Here is a 21,510-nt window from a genome sequence, read left to right on the forward strand (position 1 = left end):
ACCCAACTGCACTTGCAGCAGCGATAGAAGCCAGCACCCAACAAAACCGCCTCTCTAAGTGCGCTACAAGCAACTACAGCCCCAATTTCCCACGATCGCCAACATGCTGTTGCCCCAACAGCACTTGCAGCAGCAACGCATCCCCACGGCCGCATCAAAACAGCGGCGACAGCAGCCGCGCCAGCACCTCTTTGCCGCGCTGCCAGCGGGAGCGCTTCTCGAACTGCGCCATCACGATCTCGTCGCTATCCTTCATATCCTGCTGAAAGTCCCGCTCCAGCCGGTCTATCGTCTTCTTGTCGAAAAACACGGCGTTGATTTCGAAGTTGTCGAAGAAGCTGCGCATGTCCATGTTCGCCGTTCCGGCCGAGGCCAGCAGCCCGTCGACAAGGAACGTTTTGGAATGGATGAAGCCTTTGCGGTACATGTAAAATTTGACGCCTGCCTGCATCAGCTCCTTGATGTAAGAAAGCGTCGCGTAGTAGACGATGCGCGAATCCGGCACGCCCGGCAGCAGGATGCGCACGTCCACCCCGCTCACCGCCGCCGTCTTCAGTCCGATCATAATGCTGCGGTCGGGAATGAAGTACGGCGTCGTAATCCAGATGCGGCGGCGGGCCGCGGCGATGGCGCCGAACGACATTTCAAAAATGGCGTCGAACTGCACGTCGGGCCCGCTCGGCAAAATTTGCACCGGCTTGCCTTCCGGGCAGTCGTGCTCGGGAAACAGCAGCGGATCGGACAGCTTCTGGCGGCTGACGAATTCCCAATCGTTCAGAAACGTTTGCTGCAAATAGTAGACGGAGTCGCCTTCGAGCCGCAGATGCGTATCGCGCCAATAGCCGAGATGAGGATCCCGGCCCAAGTATTCGTCGCCGATATTGATGCCGCCGAGAAAGCCGACTTTGCCGTCGACGACGACGATTTTGCGGTGGTTGCGGTAATTCAGCCGCTTGTCGAAAAAGGCGAACAGCGGCGGCAGGAAGCAATGCACTTCCGCGCCTGCCTGTTTCAAGCTCTCCACGTAGCCCGCGGTCAGTTTATAGCTGCCGATACCGTCATAAATGATGCGCACCCGCACCCCTTCGCCGGCTTTGCGGACGAGAGCGTCGCGAAACTGCCGGCCGACGGCGTCGTCGCGGATCGTATAAAATTCGAAATGCACGTGATGCTTCGCACGCGCAATAGCTTCCAACATCTCCGCGTACGCTGCCTCCACGTTCGACAGCACCTCGATCTCGTTGTGCTTCGTGATCGGCGCGCCCGGCATGTTGAACAGCAGCCCGAGCAGACGCGGCTGCTGCAAAATTTCGTACCCGGCCGCTTCGGACAGCGTATCGAGTTTGTCTTGGTTGCGGGCGATCGCCCGCTGCATTTCATCGAGGATGCGGAAGCCTTTGCGCCTGACGATTTTGCGCTGGCGGTACTCTTTGGCGACGAAGTAGTACATGACGAAGCCGATAATCGGCAAAATGAATAAAATGAGCAGCCAGGCGACGGTTTTCTCGGGGTAGCGGAATTCGATCAATAAAATGGTGGCTACTTGGAAAATGAACAATATAAGGACGATCGTCAGCCACAGCACCGGCATCACCTCCAGTCTAGTGTAGACAGCCGGCTATCGGATTTATGCAAAATTTGAGCGCAGGCGCAAAGGCAGGAAACGCTGGAATAAATCGCGCGGAACGCGGAAAATCTATGCAAGACCTATTGTAGCAGAACGGAGGCTTGCCCCGCATGCAACAAACGAGCCGAACAGCCGGTTTGCTGACCCGCATGCTTCTTGACCGCAAGAACGGTTCCGTCTCCGGCGGCGGCGACAAGCAGGTAACCGACATCCGCTTCCTTGACGAAATGAAGAAAGTGCCGCTTTATGCCTCCCTCGAGGACAACAAGCTGGCGCTGCAAACGATGTTCGAGGAATGCTCGGATGTGATCGTTCGCGACTTGGCCATCGAGCAAGGCATCCCCGCTTTCATCGTCTTCATTGACGGTCTGGTCAGCAGCGACTCGCTCAATGATGCACTGAAGGCGCTGCTCGTATTTGAAGGGGGGATCGAAACTCCCGAACATTTGCTGAAAATGAGGCTGCCCGTATCGCAAGCGAAGCCTGCCGACAACTTCGGCGATTTGCTGCTCGGCGTGTTCGGCGGCGATACGGCGTTATTCTTAGGCAGTTTTCCACAAGCGATATTGCTCGGCATCCGCGGCCCGGAGAAAAGGTCCGTCGACGAACCGTCAACGGAATCGGTCGTGCGCGGGCCGAAGGAAGCGTTCGTCGAAAATTTGCGCACGAACACCTCGCTCCTTCGCCGCAGACTCCGGACGCCGCGCCTGAAAATGAAATCGATGACGCTCGGCGCGGAGTCGAACACCGGCATCGTCGTCAGCTATTTGGAAGATATCGCCATGCCGTCCAGCGTCGAGGAAGTAATCAAGCGTCTGGAAAAAATCAAAATCGACGCCGTCCTGGACTCCGGTTCGATCGAAGAGTTTATTCAAGACAACGCCTACTCGCCGTTTCCGCAAGTGCAATACACGGAGCGGCCCGAGGTTGCGGCTGCGGCGCTGCTCCAAGGCAGGATCGCCATCATCGTCGACGGGACGCCGTTCGTTCTGCTCGTTCCGTTCGTATTCGCCGAAATTATGCAAGCGAGCGAAGATTATTACGAACGGTTTCAAATCGCCACGCTCATCCGCTGGCTGCGCTACTTGTTTCTCGTCCTGTCGCTGACGACGCCGGCGTTCTACGTCGCGATTTTGACCTACCACCAGGATTTGCTGCCGACGACGCTGCTGCTGACGGTAGCCGCCTCGCGCGAAAACATTCCGTTCCCGGCCGTCGTCGAGGCGCTCATTATGGAAGTGACGTTCGAGGCGCTGCGCGAAGCAGGCATCCGGCTGCCGAAAGCGATCGGCTCCGCGGTCTCCATTCTCGGCGCCCTCGTCATCGGGCAGTCCGCCGTTCAAGCCGGTGTCGTGTCCGCGCCGATGGTGATCGTCGTCTCGATTACGGGGATCGCTTCGTTTACGATTCCGAAATTCAACGGCGCCATCGCCGTGCGGATGCTGCGCTTTCCGATTTTGTTCGCAGCCGCTCTGTTCGGCATTTACGGCATTTTGCTCAGCGCTGTGTTTATTCTCGGGCATTTGGCCAATCTGCGTTCGCTCGGCGTTCCCTACTTGTCGCCGTTCGGGCCGCTCACCGCTAGAGACTTGGGCGATACGCTCGCTCGCCAGCCGTGGTGGACGATGGACAGAAGGCCCGGCTACATGCCGGTGAAGGACCCCGTCCGCCTGGATGAGGAGCTGCCGAAGGAAATTGCCGCACAAGGCGGGCAAAAGGGCAAAGACATTCGGCATTACGAAGGAAACGACGAGGAGAGGTGACCCGATGCGCACAGCTGCCTTATCCGTCAGGATGACGGCGCTTGCCGCACTGTGGCTCGTCGTGACGCCGCTGGTGTCCGGTTGCTGGGACCGTACGGAACTCAACGATCTGGCGTTTGCCATGTCTTCGGCAATCGATAGGGAGCCTGACGGCACGTACCGGATCACGTATTTGTTTCCGCTGCCCGGACAGATGGGGGGCGCCAGCGGCGGCGGCGGCGGCACAGGCGGCAAAGAAAGCTATTATACCGATTCCGACAAAGGCCAGACGATTCGCGACGCCGCTTCCAAGCTGCAGCGGCGCATGTCGCGCAGGCTGTTCCTGGCCCATCGGCGCACGATCCTCGTCAGCGAAGATGTGGCCCGGGAAGGCATCGGCGATTTGCTCGATACGATACCTCGGCTGCCGGAAACCCGGCTCAGCACGTTTATCGTCATAACGAAAGGCCCCGCCTGGAAATTGCTCAATACGAATCCGAAATTCGAGCGATTCCCCGCCGAAGCGATCCGCGAGCTGGCCAAGGCGCAAGGCCGCATGGCGATCAACGCCAAGGGGGTCGCCGTATCGCTTAGTCTCGGCAACGATCCGATCATCCTGTATATGGGCGAGAAGCAGGCGGAGAAAGCGACGAAGCGTCGCGCGAAGTGGCGGTGCTCGGCTACGCCCAGTTTAAGAAAGATAAGATGGTCGGCGTTTACGACGAGGAGCAGACGCAGGGCTTGCAGTGGCTGCGGCGCAATGTCAAGCTGCACTCGGTTACCGTGCTTGGGCCAAAAGACGGGAAGCCGATCACACTCGATATTACCAAAGGCATATCTCGCATAAGCCCCCGGTTCGAAGATGATACCCCGGCGTTTCTCGTTGACCTGGAAGCCCGAGCAAGCGTGAAGGAAAACTTGTCCGAGCTCGACATGAACCAGACGGAAGATCTGCGCGCTCTGCAGCAGGCGGTTTCCGACAGCATCAAGCAAACTGTAACGAACACGATAAGGGTGATGCAGAAGTATCGGACCGACTCCGCCCATCTGGGGAATTTGATCTGGGGCCGCTACCCTTTACGGTGGCAAAACGGGCTTTCCGCCAATTGGAGCGAGCAATTCGCCAAAGCGAAATTCACGATCCAGGTTCGAACGAACATTGCGGACGTCGGGCTGGTGAATCAAAACGTTATCCGAAGGAGCGAGTAAACGATGGATCCGATATTTACGGTCGTTTTCCCGATAGTCGCCTTTCTCTTTTTGGCGACGGATTGGCCGCGCCTGAAACAGATGTCCCGCGGCATCAAGCTGGCCTACGCTGTCTTTTTCGCCCTTTCATGCTGCTTGTTTGCGACCAGAACGCTGGGGATAGAACCGCTTACCCCCCCTTATTTGTTCTACACCTACGTCTCGCCGGCCATCGAATCGATGCTGGGCCTGCAATAACGGACGACGAAGGAGGTGATCCTCTTGCGCAATGTGCAAGTCATTAACGAGCGACAAATCGGCTGGCTGACCGGAGCGTTGCTCACGGGGGGCGGCCTCGTCTCGGTCCAGAACGTGCTCGTGCGGATCGCCAAGGTGGACGCCTGGTTTTCGTACGTGCTGCCGACGCTGTACGTGTTCGTCATTATCGCGGTGTTCGGCTATCTGATGAAGACGTTTCCGGGCAAAAACATGTTCGATATTTTGTTCGAGCTGTACGGGAAATGGGAGGCGGCGTATGCAACGCCATCATTCTGTTTCACCTGTGGCTCATTCTCATTCGCGACATCGCGCTGTTCAACCGTTTTTTCCAGACGATTTTGCTGCCCCGCACCCCGCTCGAAATTATGGCGGTGCTGCTGATGTTCACGATCGTCTATTTCGGGCGGACCAGCTTCGAGGTGACGGCCAGAGCGAACGACGTCACGTTTCCGCTGTTTGTCCTCTTCAATATTGCGCTTCCGCTGGCGCTCACGAACGAATTCAACAGCGAAACGCTGCGCCCGATCATGACGGCTCCGTACTGGAGCTTTCTGGCCAGCAGTCTGGCCGCCTGCGGCTGGTACGCCGACTTGTTCGTGATGGGCGCGTTTTTGCACATGCTGCACAGCTCCAGGCAGCTGACGGCCGGACTGAGGCGCGGCGCCGCCTTGGCCGCCTTTTTCCTTAGCTCCGTGCTGCTGACCGAAGCGGCCGTGTTCGGCCCTTCTTTGCCGGGAAATTTTATTTATCCCAGCTATAGCCTCGTTCAGCAAATCCATATCACCGACTTCCTGGACCGCGTCGACCTGATCATGCTCATGGTCTGGTTTCCGATCTCGACGTTCAAAATCGTCACGATTTACATCGCCATGCTCACGGGGCTCGCTGCCTTTATGAAACAGCCGGATCATGCGATTTTGAACAAGCCGGTGGCGATGTTTCTGATCATCAGCTCGATAGTTTCGTTCCGGTCGACGACAGAGGTGTTCAGCTTTGGCAACTACTCGTCGCTGCCCATCATACTGGTGTATCAGCCCCTCTTCCTCATCCTGCTTGCGGCCGGCACCAGGGTGTACCGCAAACGCCGTTTGCTTCCCGCGGCGCAGACCGCACCGGCAGCAAACGGCGAATCCTCGGCAAGCAAGGGCAGCGGATCGGCCTGGAAGCGGCTGAGCGTCAAATATCCGTACCCGACCTGGTTCAAAGCGAGCAACGCGCTGCTTGCCGTGTTGTTCCTCGTCGTCACGGCGGGTTTCTTGCTTCGCCCCCGCTTGTATTGGGGCAGCGTAACTTGCGCCATCTTATTCGCGGTCCTCATGCTGCTGTTTGTGTTCACCACCTTCGCCGAAATGAAGACGGCGGAAGACTGATGTACTAAGGCAACATGGGACCCTGGGCCTCCCCGGTTCATTTCCCCCCCTTCGCTCCGCATTGGTCCCCCAAAAAATAATGGCGCATTCCCCAATTTCGGGGAATGCGCCATTTTCGCATGGCACTGTTCCGGTTTCAGCCGAGGGCCGGCTGGCTCGTTCTGCTGCGCGCCACTTTCAAGTAACCGTACATGTTTTGCAGCTCGCTGTCATTCACAAAACGCAGGCGCATCGACCCTGCCGCCTCCTGCAAATACGGCTTGAGCGCCGCCGCGCCGCCGCCGAGCACGTAAAAGCATTGAATGTCGGGGTACTTGCGCCAGCGCTTGCGGATGAGCTCGGCAACGCGCGTTGCCGCCCGCTGAAAATAAGGCTCGACGACGCTGCGAATGTCGACCTGCCCTTCGCCCAGCATCTGGATCACGAAGTTGCGCTCCTTGACGCGCTGTACGAGCTTCGCCCGGCTCGGGAACCGGTAGCCGTAGGCGTCTTCGACGTCGCGTATGATCAGATCGAGGTAATTCGACAGCCCGAATTGTTCGCCGTAGCTGAAATGGTTGTCGATGTTCATCCGCTTGACCACCGGAAAATCCGTCGTCAAAGCGCCGATCTCGCATACGCCGATGCAGCCGTAGTACAGCTCTTCGTCACGCACCTGCAAGCTGTCGAGCGTCGCCAAATTGTACAGCGCCGCCGCCCCTTCGATCGAGACGACCGCGCGGCGGATCGCCACCTTGACCCGGCGGCCCTGCAGCTGCGGCGTCGACAGGAACGTCACCTCGTGCTCGCCGACAAGCCGCTGCTCGAACGCTTCGTGGAATTTGGCGTATAGCCGCACCGGCAAGCCCGTTCCGATCACATATTCCACTTCGTCTGCGCCGCCGAAGCCGGACTGCGTATATGACGAGCTCGTCACGCAGGCATAAGCGAGCGCCGTCAGCGCCACGATGAGCGACTGGTCGGACAGCGCCTTGTTGTCCGTCTCCTCCAGCTCCATGTTATCCTCGTGCTCGACGGCCATCAGTCCTACGAAATAGCGCTGGTTGCGCTGCGCGAGCGAAGGGCTGCTGACCATGACGTCGAGCGCTTTCACCGGAGAATCCTCTTCCTGTAAAATATGTCGATCGTAGCCCGGCGCCACGACGTTAGGCACAATGAGCGGCTCCGCCGAGCCGTCCATAACGAGCTTGATGCTGTCGTTGCCGATATCTATTCCTGCCAGCTTTATCATATATCCCTCCTACTAAGCCGTTGCTACTGCATATTCTTCGATTTTATTCAACAAATTCCTGCTGCGCCGCAGCGATTTTTCTAAAATTTGCATGTAAAAGGGAGGTTTTTGCGGCTGGATGGCGAATGTACTCAGGCAACGGTTTCCATTTCCTCCGCCATCAAGACTATACGAAGAAAGGGTTCTCCGTCCGCATGAAGTTCAAATGGAAAAGAAGAACGTACACCCTGCTCATCGTCCCGGACGCGGCCCAGTCGGTCGCCAGGGTTCGACTGTCGAATATTGTGGTATTTGGCGCTTTGGCCGCATTGGCGATTTTTGTCATCGCTTCTTTAGCCGTTTATGCGCTGCATCTGCGCTCTATCGTCATTACCCAGCAGCTCCGTACCGAACTCACCGGCAGTTCGCAGCATTATGCCATGACGCTGTCGGACAAGGAGCAGACGATCAATCAGCTGCAGAACGAAATCATTAAGCTGTCGCAGCAGACGAAAGATATGAAAACGCGCGTTGACGAGATGACGAAGCTGGAGAACGACCTCAAGTCGATCAGCGGCAAAGGGGGAGCCGCCTCCGCTTCAGGCTCCGGTTCCGGCCAAGCGGCGGCAAGCGGCGAAGGCAGTCAGGGCGGTGCTTTCGTCCCTGTCTCGAACAGCCAGATCGACGAGCTGTCGGCCTCCACCTCGGACACGCTTGCCCAGCTCAGCCAGCAGCTGACGGAGCTGCAGTCGAGCATGAGCGAGACGAAGCAGAAGGTGCTCGAACAGCAGCATCTGCTCCGCATTACGCCGACGCTGTATCCGACTATGACAAGAACGGTCACTTCTCCGTTCGGCTATCGCATCGATCCGATCAATGGCATGCCGAGCTTCCACTCCGGCATCGACTTCGGCGCCGCAGCAGGCGACGACGTGTTCGCGACGGCAGACGGCACCGTTGTCTCCGTCGGCAAGGACGCCAGCCACGGCAACAATATCGTCATTAGCCACGGGCAAGGGCTGAAAACGTGGTACATGCACCTTAGCAAAAGCCTCGTCTCCGAAGGCGACAACGTAACGAAGGGGCAAAGAATCGGCCTCGTCGGCAACACCGGGCGCAGCACCGGCGCCCACTTGCATTACGAACTTATCCAAAACGGGAAAAGCATCGATCCGAAGCCGTATTTACAGAGTATGAAAGAATAAGCTTCTCGGGTTTTAATCCGAATTCGGCATGAAAAGCTTCCTTTTACATAGGTCATTCGTCGTGAAGACCGCTACAAATAAAAGCTATTCTAACAAACGATGAGAAGGGACGATCAACAGCATGTTCAAAGCCAAAAAGCACGAAATCAACCCGAGTACGACCGACACGCTCATTGGCGAAGGCTCCGTGTTCGAAGGCCGCATCAAGTCCGAAGCCAGCATCCGCATTGAAGGGCACCTGACCGGGGACATCGAATGCACCGGCGACGTCATTATCGGCGAGAAGGGCGAAGTGCGTTCCAACATTGCGGCGCGCGACGTCGTCATTGCTGGCCATGTGACGGGCAATGTGACGACCAAGGGGAAGCTGACCATTCTATCGACCGGCCATTTGCACGGCAACACGAATTCGGCTTCGTTCGTCATTGAGGAGGGCGGCGTGTTCCAAGGCTCCAGCAAAATGGACAAAGGCGGACCGGCAAGCGCCGTCAGCCACACGCAAGAGCACGAGCACGCGGCAAGCGGCGCAGCGAAAAACTTCACCCCGCCTCCGTCCGACCGCATCGGCGGCGGGAAGTCGGCGGCGCTGTAGCGGATCGCGACGCAATGAAGCCTCGGCGCGGGTTGGGCGCCGAGGCTTTCTTTGTTATACTGTCGTATATACAGACATTTGACACAAACGGGAGAGACGAGTAATGATTCCGCAAACGATACTGTTCGATCTGGACGATACGCTGGTCCATTGCAATAAATATTTCAATCTGGTCATCGATCAGTTTGCCGACGTGATGCTGACCTGGTTCGCCGGGCGCGGCTTGACGGACAAAGCGATCAAGGAGAAGCAGCTTGAGCTGGACCTGGCGGGCGTCCATGTGCACGGCTTCGTTCCGGAGCGGTTCCCGCAGTCTTTCATCGAGACGTACCGCTTTTTCACCGGGCAGTTCGGGCGTCCGGCCAGCCGGGAGGAGGAACAGTTCCTGTACAAGCTCGGCAATTCGGCTTACGAGTTCCGGGCCGAACCGTTCCCCGATATGGACGATACGCTGCGCACGCTGCAAGGCGCCGGCCACCGGCTGTTCCTGTACACCGGCGGGGACGAGGCGATTCAACGCAAAAAGGTGCGGGAAACGGGGCTGCAGCGTTATTTTGACGACCGCATCTTCATTACGCATCACAAAAACGCCGATTTCATGCGCTCGCTCGTGGAGAGGCACGGCTTCGACACGTCCAGCACGTGGATGATCGGCAACTCCGTCACTACCGACGTCGTCCCGGCGCTCGCAGCCGGGCTGAACTGCATCCACATACCGGCGCACAACGACTGGCATTTCAACGTCGGCGAAGTGAACGTGCGGCCGCAGGGCGCGTTTCTCACGCTCGGCTCGCTGCGCGAAGTACCGCCCGCCATCCGCGAGCACGCCCGGGCGCACTCATGATTTCGGGTTGGCATACTCGCCCGGAGGCGTGCCGTAGTACTGCTTGAACACGTGCGAAAAATGCTTGACGCTAATGTAGCCGACCTTCCTCGCGACATCGTACACCTTCTCCGGCGGATTCAGCTTGAGCAGCCTGGCGGCTTGCTCCATGCGCACGCGGGTCAAAAACTTGATGTAAGATTCGTTCATTTGCTTATGGAACAAATTGCTCAAATAAGCCGTCGATACGCCTACTTTCTCGGCGATGTGAGCAAGGCTCAGCGGCTCCGAGTAATGCGAGCATATATAGTCCTTCGCCTGTTCGACGATGCTTTTTTCGTTGCGGACTTCGTCGTCCGGCACCCGATTGGCGGCGCGGAACAGGTTCACGATCTCCACCAGCAAAGAAACTGCCTTCTCTTTGGAAAAATCTTCCGGATGCGACAATACGGCGTTCTTGAGTTTTGCCAAAGCAAGCTGCGCCGCTTCTCCTTGCTGGGAATCGCGCAGCTGCAGCTGTCTGATTTCGGCCAAGTGTTGAATGACGAGCACGCCGTACCGGAATATGCTTTCGCCGTCGCGTTTCTCCATCAGATCAACGAGCCCGCCGACAGTCAAAGAGGGCGCTAGCTCGGTCCCGTCGAGCAGTACGGATTGAATCGAAGCGACGCTCTGCTCCAGCTCGCCGACGCGCCTTAGCAGCGGCTGCTGCTCGGCGTACACGTAGAGACGGTCGCCCCCGGCCAGCAGACGGCAGTACATCGCGCGCCGCGCTTGATAGTAAGACTGGTGCATTTTCAGGACGTCGTCTTCGGCGGAACCGAGCGCGCTCGTCACGGTCCAGTTCGTGTTTTGCCGCATAAAATTTCCCGTTTTCTCGTGCAGCACCGAGCTCCTCTGCCTGATCTCTTCCTCGTTGTCTCCGGCGATCAGACAGCATACCTGCTGATGCTCATCCAGAAATGCGGTACCCAGCCCTTCCTGCTGCACGATTTCGCCTGCCACTTGATGCAGAATGAACCGGAACAGCGCCACATCGCTTACGGGAACCGAGCTGTGCAACAAATGGTGCATATCCAGATCGAGCATCATCACAGCGCCTTCGGCTTCAATGAGGGAAAGGTTCAGACGGTACATGAGCGGGTATAGCGTCTTGATTTCCAATTCGTTCTCGGCAACGGCCGCTTTCAGGAAATGTTTGATCACCTGCGACGTCGTATCGTTGGAAAGGCTGCGCAGCGTCCGCAAAGCCAAATCTTCGTGGCGGGCTTTGTCCAGATCCGCGGCGATCCGCCGCACCGTCTCGTCCAGATTCTCCTTGACGATTGGCTTGAGCAAATAGTCGTGCACCCCGTACTGGATCGCTTCCCGGGCAAACGAAAATTCGTCGTAGCCGGACAAAATCACGAGCTTCATGTGCGGATACCGCTCCGATACGAGCTTGCACAGGTCGAGGCCGTTCATTACCGGCATCTTGATGTCCGTAATGACCACATCGACCGGGCGGCTCTGCAGAAGCTCCCACGCTTCGCTGCCGTCCATCGCTTCCGCTGCGACCTCCCAATCCCCGCCGCACGACTGAAAATAGCGCTTGAGGTATTCCCGCGTAAGCGGTTCGTCATCCACGATCATTAACCGGTACATGCCCATTATCCCCTTAATTCCGTTTAACGGTCCGCTATACGATGCTGGCAGGCAAGTGAATGGCGACTCTCGTTCCGGTATCGGGAGAGCTGTCGACCTCAAGCCCATATTCGGGGCCGTAATTCCACTTGATGCGCTGATTGACGTTGACCAGTCCGATCCCGGCCCCGCCTCCGGGGCTCTGCCGCCCCTGCTGCGCCCCCGGCTCCGACAGCTTCTGCCGCAGCCTGGACAGCGTCTCCTCGTCCATCCCCTTCCCGCTGTCTTCGACCACGATGGTCAGGCGCTCCTCCGAAGTGCCGCAAGTGATGCGGATATCCGTCTTCTCCCGTTTGTTCTCGCAGCCGTGAATGACCGCATTTTCGACGACGGGCTGTATCAGCAGCGCCGGAATCATCGCTGCGTTCAGATGGGCGGGAATGTCGATCGCATAGGCCAGCCTGCCTTGAAAGCGCGAGCTCTGGATGCTCAAATAAGCGTCGAGCAGCTCCGCTTCGCGCTGCAGCGGAATGCTCTTGTCCCAGGAAAACATGTTCCGCAAGAGAGAGCTGAGCTTGTTGATGTGATCGACCGCCTTGTGCTGATCGCCCGTCTGCATAAGGAGAGAAATCATATTGAGCGTGTTAAAAATGAAATGCGGCCGGATCTGGTTATGCAGCGCGTTGATTTGCGCTTCCTTCTGCAGCAGCTTCGTCTCGTACACCTCTTTGACCAGCTGGGTGTTCTCCTCCAGCATGTCGCTGATTTGGGACACCAGAGCGTTGAAGGACGTGCCGAGATAGCCGATTTCGTCTTTGCGGCGCTCGTCGAAGCGGACGTCCAGGTGGCCTTTCTCCACCTTGTGCATCAGCTTGACAATGTTCAGCAGAGGCCTCAGAAACGTCCCGGTAAGCAAGGAAAGCATGCCGATGGCGACGAGCGAGCAGACGATGGCCGAATACAGCGCGAAGTTTCTCGTCTGGGCGGCGCTGCGATTGAGCTCCTTCACGGAATTGACGGCGACGATCGTCCAGTCGGCCGCAGGCAAATACACCGAGTTGATCAAATAATTGCCGCCCTCCATGCAGAACGGCGCGCCGGGAGAAGGCTGCCTGGCGATTTGCTCGAAAATGTCCGCCGGGCGCAAGGCGGCAACGCTGGAATAGATCAGGTTTTTGTTTTTGTCGATAATGAACAGGCCGCCGTCTTTGCCCATATTCACTTTGGCGCAAATGGCTTCGACCCCTTTATAGTTGGCATCGACCTTGATGACGCCGAGCACCTTCTCCGTATTTCTCGTGCTCCGCAGCTGCCGGACGATGGAAAACACTTGCGGCACGTCGCTTCTGGCGACGAGGTCCTGCCGGTGGGTCGGAACGAAGAACGGATCTTGCGACTGCAGCGCCTTCCGGTACCAATCGAGGCTGCGAAAATCCGCCTTCGGATCGACGCTGCGCGGGTTGCGGCCGCTCGTGTAAATTTCGTCGGTCAAGATGAACACTTGAATAATGTCCTGCCGCGGATAAATCATCATTTCGTCCAGGAAGCCTTCGACCAGCCGCCTCTTGTCGAGCTGATCGATCTCCGAACCGGTCTCGCCGTCCTCCAGCGCCTGCATCAAGGAATTGTTCCGGTACGGCGCGAGCGACAGGCGGAACAAATCCTGCAAATACGTATCGATGTTCAAGCTGGCCTGCTCGATGATCTGCTGAACTTTCTCCGCCGATTGCCGCTCGAAATCCTGCGTATATCTCATATAGGAAAGCAGCGATACAAGCACGACGGAGGAAACGGTAAACAAGGCGGACAGGACAAGCAGCTTCGCCTTCATGTTCCAGCGCAAGTATTTTCGGTGCATATCCGGCTGTCCCCCCTCCCATTCCAGTGTATATCGGAAACCGGGCACTGAAAATACGTTCTAAAAAATCGAACCCCGACATAAAAAATGCGGTGTTTCGTAAAGCGGCGGCCTCCCCTTAAGATAAAGATGGAAACCCAACCACTTCACGAAAAGGGGATATACGGATGGTCAAAAAATTGGTATCAGTCGCATTGTGCTCCCTTGCGCTTACGTCGGCCGCACTCGCGGGCTGCGCGAAGCAGGACGGCCCGGCAAACGGACAAGCGAGCGGACAAGCAGCTCCGGCTCCGGCGCAAAAGGACGACGGCAAGCCCGCGGCATCCGGGGACAAGGTGCATATCAAGTTTTTTACGGGCAAAGTGGAAACCGTCGACTTTATGAACGATTTGATCAAAAAGTTCAATGCGGAAAATCCGAACATCGAAGTCGAGCAGGAATATCAAAAAGACGCCAGCAACGTGATGAAGGTCAAGTTCGCCTCGGGCGACGTGCCGGACATTACGACCGTCGTCTCGCAAGATTATATCGACCAGGGCAAATATGCCGATTTGTCGAACGAACCGTTCTGGTCGCGCATCCTGCCCTCCATTAAAGACCTGTGCACCGACGTCAAAAGCGGCAAGCAATATAAAGTGGCGACGAACGTGACGATGGCCGGCATTTTCTACAACAAGAAAATGTTTAACGAGCTGGGGCTGAAAGAAGCGTCGACATGGAGCGACTTTACCGCCAATTTGCAGACGATCAAGGAGAAGAAGCCGGACGTCACGCCGATGTTCATCGCCGGCAAAGAATCGTGGACGCTCGGCCATCTGATCGAATTTTGGGCGCATGGCGTCATCAAGCAGAAGCTGGGAGTGAATCCGTCCCGCCTCGCCTTCATCAATAACGATGCCGACAAGCTCGCTTTCGACGCGCCCGGCGGGAGCATCGATACGTTCGCGTCCAGAATGCTGCAGCTGAAAAAAGACGGCCTGATCAATAAAGATGCGCTCACGGCAACCTACGACAATCAGAAGCAGGACTTCGCGGCAGGCAAAGCCGCCGTTATCAGCCAAGGCATGTGGGTGCTGGGCGATTTGCTCAAGCTGAACCCGAGCCTGAAGGACGACATCGGATTCAGCCCGTATCCGGCCATTATGGACGGCACGAAGCCGGTTGTGCTGTCGGCGGAAGACTCCGTATACGCGATTACGTCCGAGTCGAAGCATCAGGCCGAAGCGAAAAAGTTTCTCGACTACTTGTTCAAGCCTGAAAACTTGAAAGCGTACAGCGAATTTTTGAAATCGCCGTCGGCGTTCAAGGACGTGAGCGCGGACTGGGGCCCGATTAAGGACGGAGCCGCGAACGCGCTGAACACCGCCGCGAACATACCGTTTACCGACACGCCGGCCGGCTTCTCCGGCGACGATGCCGGCAGAATGGTGCAGGATTTGCTTGCCGGCAAGTACAAAACGAGCCTCGATTTCGCCAAGGCGTACAAGACGGCCTGGGATAAAGCGTGGAGCGCAACCAACAAGAAGTAATCGCGATGCATGACTAGAGGGGAATGTTATGACGCTTCTAAGATCGATCAACAATCGTTTGCACAACTATATGGCGGTGCCGGCGATCGTACTGTTTGCGGTATTTTTCCTGTATCCGCTCGCCCGCGGGATCGGGGTCAGCCTGACCGATTCCAACGGGATGACGGCGCCGCATTTTGTCGGGCTGCAAAATTTTTTCGATTTTTTCCAGGACGACCGGGCCAAGCAAGACGTGCGCAATACGGTGCTGTTCGCTCTCGGCAGCGCGCCTTTGCTCAATCTGTTCGGTTTCTTGTACGCGCTGTTGATGGACCGGCCGTTCAGAGGAAAAGCGGCTGTGCGCACGCTTGTATACATGCCGGCGGTCATCAGCCCTTTGATTATGGGGTACATTTGGTACTTTATTTTGCAGCCCGAGCGCGGCTTCCTGTTTCGCATGCTGAAGCCGCTGCACGGCGGGCTCGGGGATATGGATTGGCTCGGCGGCAGCAATTCCGCGCTGATCGTGCTCATTGCCGTGAACGTATGGCAGTATGTCGGCATGACGATGATCGTATATTTGGCGGGTCTCCAGTCGATCCCGTCTGAACTGTACGAAGCGAGCAGGATCGACGGCGCGGGCTACATGAAGACGCTGCGCTACGTGACGATTCCGATGCTGTATCCGTCCGTCAAAATCAATGTCGTCACGAACATCATCGGCTCCTTGTCCGTCTTCGACATCATCGTCGCATTGACGGACGGAGGCCCCGGCTACAGCACGGAGTCGCTGAGCCTGTACATCATGAGGCAGTTGTACGGCAGCCAGACGGGCTATTCGACGGCGGTTGCGGTCATTCTGTTTGTCATCATCATCATTCCGGTCGCCGTTTATTTGCGGTTTATGAAAACCCGGGAATTTGAGATGTAAGGAGGAGCGGCGCGATGGCTCGGCTTGCAGCATGGTTGAAATACGCGGTGGCGGCGCTGATCTCCCTGATCTCGGTGTTTCCGTTTTACGTATTGCTATATTTGGCTTTAAGCTCGCCTTCCCGGGCGATCGCGAACGGCATCGCATGGCTGCCCGATTTTCGATTCCGCAATTTTGCGGACGCGTGGAACGTATCGCATATCGGCATGGCGATGGCCAATTCCGCGATCATTACCGGCTGTTCCTTGCTGCTGATCGTGGCTTTGGCCTCCTCGGCGGGATACTCGATTGCCCGCTTCGCCGGCAAGTTCAACGCCGCCGTGTTGAACACGCTGCTCGTGTCCATGATGATTCCGGCGATTATCATTACGGTCCCATTGTACAGCCTGATGAAATCGATCCACGGCATCAACACGCATTGGGCGATGATCTTGCTGATGGCGGCTAACGCGATGCCGCTCTCGGTGTTCCTATACACGAGCTTTATCAAATTGCTGCCGCGGGAAGTCGAGGAATCCGCCGTCATGGACGGATGTACGTACTTTTCCGCCTTTTGGCGCGTCACGTTTCACTTTTTGCGGCCGGTGACGGCGGCTGTAGTCATTTTGTCGGGGCTATCGATCTGGAACAACTACGCGCAGGCGGTTTTCTTTTTGCAAAAAAGCGAAATGCACACGTTTCCGCTTGCGGTGGCGATGTTTTTTCAAAAATACGGCGCACAATGGAACTTGATGGCGGCCGCAGCCGCTATCGGGCTGGCGCCGGCGGTGCTGGCGTTTCTTGCGTTTCAGCAATATTTCATTAAAGGCATAACGGCCGGAGCGGTGAAGGGGTGACGAGCATGGCTCAAGAATGGTTTGCCGATCTGTATCCGGCCAAGGCGCAGTTTGCCAGCGGCGAGCGGATCGGCCTGTGCGCGGAACTGCGCCATGTGGGGACCGGGGCGCGCAAGCTGCGAATGGAGGCGCGCGTCATGCTGCTGGACCGGCATGTGGGAACCTTGTTTCGCGAAGTGGAGCTGCCAGCCGAAGGAACGGCGGTTGTGGAGTGGGAGTTTGCGGCCATAGAGGCCGATTGCGACGGATATGGGGTGGATGTGACGCTTTATGACGGCGAGGAGGCGCTCGAGACGTATTCGACCGCCTTCGACGTCGTGTCTGACTGGCGCAAAGCGACCCGGTACGGTTTTTTGAGCGATTTCGATACGGACGAGTCGGGGGTCGCCGCGGACGTCGACTATTTGCGCAAGCTGCACATCAACCTCGTCCAGTTTTACGACTGGATGTACCGCCACGACGATTTGGTGCCGCCGCAAAGCGAATTTCGCGATTTGATGGGCCGGGAGCTGAGCCTGGACGTCGTGAAGGAGAAAATCGCGCTGTGCCGCCGCTTCGGCATGAAATCGATCGCCTACGGCGCCGTGTACGGGGCAAGCCGGGATTTTTACGAGCAGCATCCGGATTGGGCGCTTTACGACAGCGATGGCAATGTTCACCATCTGATCGATTTGTTCTTCATCATGAATATCGCACCGGATTCGCCGTGGCACGATCATATTTTGCAGCAGTACGAAAGGGCGCTGACGCTCGTCGGCTTTGACGGCATTCATATGGATACGTACGGGGCGCCGAAGACGGCGTTTTCCCGGCTGCACGGGGACGAACGGCTGGAGGTGCTGAAGGAGCAGTTCCCCGTCCTCATCGACCATGCGCGGGAGCGGCTGGAGCGCGTTAGCGGCGATGTCGGGCTCATTTTCAACAACGTCGGCAATTGGCCTGTGGGCACGGTAGGCGATGCCAAGCAGGACGCGATGTATATCGAGGTGTGGCCTCCCTACGAGCGCTATCATCACCTGCGGGATATCATCGCGCGGGCCAAGCTGCTTGGGAACGGCAAGCCGGTCATTCTGGCGGCGTATTTGAAGTCGTACCGGGACTTGCCGAAAGACGAATGGGCGAGGGCGAACGCTGCGGCGCTGCTGCTGACGGCCGCCATTGCCGCGAACGGAGCTTATCATCTGCTGCACGGCGAGTTTCAGGGCATATTGACGCAGGGCTATTACGTCGACTATTCGCGGCTAGACGATGCGGAGTTCGTGCGTACGATAAGAAATTATTACGATTTCCTCGTCAGGTACGCGAACGTGCTGTACGATGCGGCGCTGGAGGACGTCTCGATGACGCACACCGGCTGGGACAATGTAGAATACACGTTCGAAGGCTTTCCCTGCAGCTCATACGGCGAAGCGGGGAAAATGTGGACGGTGATCAGGGAAAGCCGGCGCTACAAGACGATTTCTTTCATCAATCTATCGAACAACGACGACTTCTGGAACGAGGGAAAGCGGACGCCGCACCCGCAGCAGGGCATCCAGGCGGTCATCACGCTGGACGGTACGGTGCGCTCGGTGTTCGCCGCCTCCCCCGACAAGGAGATGGGGCGCCCCAGAGCAGTGCCGTACCGGATCGCCGCCGGTCCGAAAGGCAAGACGCTGACGGTCGAGCTTCCGCCTGTATATGTATGGGAGCTGCTCGTCGTGGAAATGGAAGCTTGAACCTGCGAGCGCCGAAAGGAGGTGATGCGTCTTCTCTACCCGGGCCATCTAGCAACGGTCGGAGCATGAAATCGTTGAAGAGGAGGAAGAAATGATGGACAAAAGGCTCATGCGATCGGGACTGCTCGCACTCGCCCTTTTGCTGCTCGTCTGCCCCGCCCTGCCCGTCCCGGCCAAAGCTGCCGCAAGCGGTATCATCAAACGGGTTTACACGGACATGGCCAGGTACAACCCCGGGGCGACGGCCACGATTTCCGTGGAAATGACGAACGATTCGGGAAGCGCTTTTAACGGCAGCGTCAATATGACCATAACGCACCTCGATTCGACCGCCTATCAAACTTCGCAGAACGTATCGCTTGCGGCGGGAAGCTCGACGGTCGTGTCGTTCCCATGGACGACGCCGGCGCAAGATTTTCAAGGCTATTTCGTCAGCGTGACGGCCGGGTCTTCGACCGGAGCGACGGCCATCGACGTATCGAGCACATGGACGAAGTATCCGCGCTACGGATTTTTGACGCAATATACGCCGGGCGAGCCGGCAAGCGCCACCGACGCCCGCGTCAAACAGACGGTGCAGGATTACCATACGAACGCTTTTCAGCTGTATGACTGGATGTGGCGGCACGAAAACATGATCAAGCGCACCGGCGGAACGATCGACAGCACTTGGACCGACTGGAGCGGCAAAATCACGATTTCCTGGCCGACCATTCAAAATCTGATCTCCTCCGTTCACAACTACAATGCAGCGGCTATGCCTTACACGATGACTTATGCGGCGCTGCAGGATTATCAGACGATCTCGGGCGTAAGCCCGCAGTGGGGCATGTACTACGATACGAACCACCAGAGCCAGGCTGTGTTCGACTTCGTCGACAACAATCCGAACACAAACCTGTGGCTCTTTAGCCCCGCCGATCCGAACTGGCAAAACTACATCTACGGCCAATACCGCGATATCATCAATACCGCCGGCTTCGACGGCATTCACCTCGACCAGATGGGCGAGCGCGACAATATGCACGATTATAACGGCGGCAACGTCGATCTGGAGCACAGCTTCTCGGGCTTCATCAACAATTTGCGCAGCAACTTGAATAGCAACGGATTGCCCGGCAAAGCCGTCACCTTCAACGTCGTCAACGGCGGCGTGAACGGTTGGGCGGCGAACGATGTGACCACAAACGCTCAAACGACGTTCGATTACAGCGAAATTTGGGAAAACTCCCCGAACTACATGGATTTGAAAAACTTCATCCAAAAAGCGCGCAGCAATGACGGCGGCAAGGCGATGGTGCTCGCTGCCTATATGAATTACCAGGAAAACCTGGGCACCCGCTACGAGGCAGAATCCGCCACGCTGTCCGGCGTTACGACCAACACGAATCATCCGGGCTATACCGGAACGGGCTTCGTCGACGGATTCGGGGATCAGGGCGATTACGTCGACTTTGCCATCACCGTTCCGGAGACGGGCAAATATGCGCTGGTGTTCCAGTATGGCAACGCTACAGGATCGACGGCTACGCGCAGCATTTATGTCGACGGCACGTTCGACAAGCAAATCGAATTTTTGAGCCAGGCGAATTGGGATACTTGGGCGTTCGATTCTTACGACACTGTACAGCTTACGGCAGGCACGCATCACATCAAAATCGCGGTAGGCAGTTCGGACTCAGGCTTCATCAACTTGGACAGCCTGACTCTCGGCACCTTCAACGAGCCGTCCGTCCGGCTTGCCGACGCGGCGATTGCGGCAAGCGGAGCTTTCCACATCGAGATGGGCGAAGGCGACCAGATGCTCGGCCATCCGTACTTCCCCAACGAGAGCAAGCAGATGCGTTCGAGCTTGCGCGAAGGGATGAAGGATTACTACAACTTTATTACCGCCTACGAAAATCTGCTGTACGATCCCGACGTCGTCGACAACGACGCCGGCACGCAGTTCGTATCCATCGCCGGCCAGACGCTCAGCGGCAACGGAGCGGCGAATACGATCTGGCAGCAAATCAAGCGTAATGGCAGCTACGATATCGTCCATCTTATCAATTTGCTCGGCAACGATACGAACTGGAGAAACTCCGCGAACACCCCGTCTACACTATCCAACCTCGCGACGAAAGTGTATGTGGGCAACGAGGAGTCCATTTCCGGCGTCTACCTGGCATCGCCCGATATCAATAGCGGCAAGACGCAAAGCCTGAGCTTTACGACCGGCACCGACAGCGTCGGCAAATACGTGTCGTTCACGCTTCCCTCGCTGCAGTACTGGGATATGGTGTACCTGAAGCGGTCGTTCGCTACGCCTGCGGGCAACGTGTACGAAGCGGAAACCGCGATCAAGTCCGGTGTAACGACGAACACGAACCATACCGGCTATACCGGCACCGGATTCGTGGACGGATTCGCCAGCTCGAATAAAGGCGTTTCGTTTATCGTCAATGCGACGACGAACGACGATTATTCGCTCCGCTTCCGCTACGGCAACGGCGGCTCGAACGCCACCCGCGACGTCTACGTGGACGGCGCCTACGCAGGCACGGTGCAGTTCCCGAGCACAGGCAGCTGGGATACGTGGGGCTACGGCGAGCTGACGGCGCACATGAAGCCGGGTTACCATTCCGTGGTCATTTGGGACAACAGTACGAATACCGGCGCTATCAATCTGGACAGCCTGAGCGTCGACAAGACGTTCATTTGGCAATTCGACCGCAAAATCGCCTCGGCTCCGGCCGGATACCGGATCACGTTCCGCGCCGGCGAGCAGGGTTGGGCCCATTGGGGGGTCAATAATTGGCAAAATGTGACCGACACGATGCTTCTGAACAACGGCTCCAGCGACGCGAATCACAACTACGAAAATTCGATCGGTCCGTTCGCAGCCGGAACGACGGTCAATTTTACGTTCCTGTGGGACGACAACAACAACGGCATCATGGAGACGAGCACGGATCGCTGGGAAGGCACGAATTTCTCGATCGCCATCAATTAACCATT

At 57.2% G+C, this 21,510-nt stretch carries 15 protein-coding genes and 2 pseudogenes; 13 read left to right on the plus strand and 4 right to left on the minus strand.

The window, feature by feature from the left end:
- Positions 1-154 precede the first annotated feature (154 nt).
- On the minus strand, positions 155-1,585 hold the full coding sequence (gene cls / locus SD70_RS19820) for a cardiolipin synthase (protein ID WP_041049290.1): 1,431 nt from the start codon (positions 1,583-1,585) through the stop codon (positions 155-157).
- Between the two features lie 191 nt (positions 1,586-1,776).
- On the opposite strand from cls, the gene SD70_RS19825 reads away from it, so the two are divergent.
- The 5 genes and pseudogenes from SD70_RS19825 (at position 1,777) to SD70_RS19840 (ending at position 6,206) form a co-directional block, all read left to right on the plus strand.
- Positions 1,777-3,390, plus strand: a complete 1,614-nt coding sequence (locus SD70_RS19825; RefSeq protein ID WP_041049291.1) for a spore germination protein — start codon at positions 1,777-1,779, stop codon at positions 3,388-3,390.
- Positions 3,391-3,421: 31 nt separating this feature from the next.
- Positions 3,422-3,907 (plus strand): annotated as a pseudogene (locus SD70_RS40670) (Ger(x)C family spore germination protein); the annotation flags it as partial.
- 167 nt (positions 3,908-4,074) lie between these two features.
- Positions 4,075-4,578, plus strand: coding sequence for a Ger(x)C family spore germination C-terminal domain-containing protein (locus SD70_RS35070; protein ID WP_082053506.1), 504 nt, complete (start codon positions 4,075-4,077; stop codon positions 4,576-4,578).
- Between the two features lie 3 nt (positions 4,579-4,581).
- Positions 4,582-4,815, plus strand: a complete 234-nt coding sequence (locus SD70_RS19835; protein WP_041049256.1) for a hypothetical protein — start codon at positions 4,582-4,584, stop codon at positions 4,813-4,815.
- A 33-nt stretch (positions 4,816-4,848) separates the two neighbouring features.
- Positions 4,849-6,206 (plus strand): annotated as a pseudogene (locus SD70_RS19840) (GerAB/ArcD/ProY family transporter).
- 136 nt (positions 6,207-6,342) lie between these two features.
- On the opposite strand, the gene SD70_RS19845 reads toward SD70_RS19840, so the two are convergent.
- Positions 6,343-7,437, minus strand: a complete 1,095-nt coding sequence (locus SD70_RS19845; protein WP_041049257.1) for a ParM/StbA family protein — start codon at positions 7,435-7,437, stop codon at positions 6,343-6,345.
- Positions 7,438-7,562: 125 nt separating this feature from the next.
- Between SD70_RS19845 and SD70_RS19850 the strand changes: the two genes are divergently transcribed.
- The 3 genes from SD70_RS19850 to SD70_RS19860 all read left to right on the plus strand — a co-directional run bounded on the left by SD70_RS19850 (position 7,563) and on the right by SD70_RS19860 (position 10,057).
- Complete coding sequence (locus SD70_RS19850; protein WP_052487668.1) at positions 7,563-8,621, plus strand: M23 family metallopeptidase; 1,059 nt, start codon at positions 7,563-7,565, stop codon at positions 8,619-8,621.
- 121 nt (positions 8,622-8,742) lie between these two features.
- Complete coding sequence (locus tag SD70_RS19855; RefSeq protein ID WP_052487669.1) at positions 8,743-9,213, plus strand: bactofilin family protein; 471 nt, start codon at positions 8,743-8,745, stop codon at positions 9,211-9,213.
- Positions 9,214-9,316: 103 nt separating this feature from the next.
- Positions 9,317-10,057 carry an HAD family hydrolase gene (locus SD70_RS19860; protein WP_041049258.1) on the plus strand — a complete coding sequence of 247 codons (741 nt, stop codon included), beginning with the start codon at positions 9,317-9,319 and terminating at the stop codon, positions 10,055-10,057.
- Here the strand turns inward: SD70_RS19860 and SD70_RS19865 are convergent.
- Both SD70_RS19865 and SD70_RS19870 read right to left on the minus strand, forming a co-directional pair.
- Positions 10,052-11,680 carry a response regulator transcription factor gene (locus SD70_RS19865; RefSeq protein WP_041049259.1) on the minus strand — a complete coding sequence of 543 codons (1,629 nt, stop codon included), beginning with the start codon at positions 11,678-11,680 and terminating at the stop codon, positions 10,052-10,054. The genes SD70_RS19860 and SD70_RS19865 overlap by 6 nt on opposite strands.
- A 34-nt stretch (positions 11,681-11,714) precedes the next feature.
- Positions 11,715-13,517, minus strand: coding sequence for a cache domain-containing sensor histidine kinase (locus SD70_RS19870; RefSeq protein WP_041049260.1), 1,803 nt, complete (start codon positions 13,515-13,517; stop codon positions 11,715-11,717).
- Between the two features lie 167 nt (positions 13,518-13,684).
- On the opposite strand from SD70_RS19870, the gene SD70_RS19875 reads away from it, so the two are divergent.
- The 5 genes from SD70_RS19875 (at position 13,685) to SD70_RS19895 (ending at position 21,505) form a co-directional block, all read left to right on the plus strand.
- On the plus strand, positions 13,685-15,046 hold the full coding sequence (locus SD70_RS19875) for an ABC transporter substrate-binding protein (protein ID WP_041049261.1): 1,362 nt from the start codon (positions 13,685-13,687) through the stop codon (positions 15,044-15,046).
- A 28-nt stretch (positions 15,047-15,074) separates the two neighbouring features.
- Positions 15,075-15,956 carry a carbohydrate ABC transporter permease gene (locus SD70_RS19880; RefSeq protein ID WP_041049262.1) on the plus strand — a complete coding sequence of 294 codons (882 nt, stop codon included), beginning with the start codon at positions 15,075-15,077 and terminating at the stop codon, positions 15,954-15,956.
- Positions 15,957-15,970: 14 nt separating this feature from the next.
- Positions 15,971-16,792 (plus strand): carbohydrate ABC transporter permease, encoded by an 822-nt coding sequence (locus tag SD70_RS19885; protein WP_041049263.1) that lies wholly within the window; start codon positions 15,971-15,973, stop codon positions 16,790-16,792.
- 5 nt (positions 16,793-16,797) lie between these two features.
- On the plus strand, positions 16,798-18,510 hold the full coding sequence (locus tag SD70_RS19890) for a glycoside hydrolase family 66 protein (protein ID WP_156158107.1): 1,713 nt from the start codon (positions 16,798-16,800) through the stop codon (positions 18,508-18,510).
- Between the two features lie 91 nt (positions 18,511-18,601).
- Positions 18,602-21,505, plus strand: a complete 2,904-nt coding sequence (locus tag SD70_RS19895) for a glycoside hydrolase family 66 protein (protein WP_082053509.1) — start codon at positions 18,602-18,604, stop codon at positions 21,503-21,505.
- Positions 21,506-21,510: the final 5 nt, after the last annotated feature.

It is taken from the genome of Gordoniibacillus kamchatkensis, from assembly GCF_000829455.1.
Classification (GTDB): Bacteria; Bacillota; Bacilli; order Paenibacillales; family NBRC-103111; genus Gordoniibacillus; species Gordoniibacillus kamchatkensis.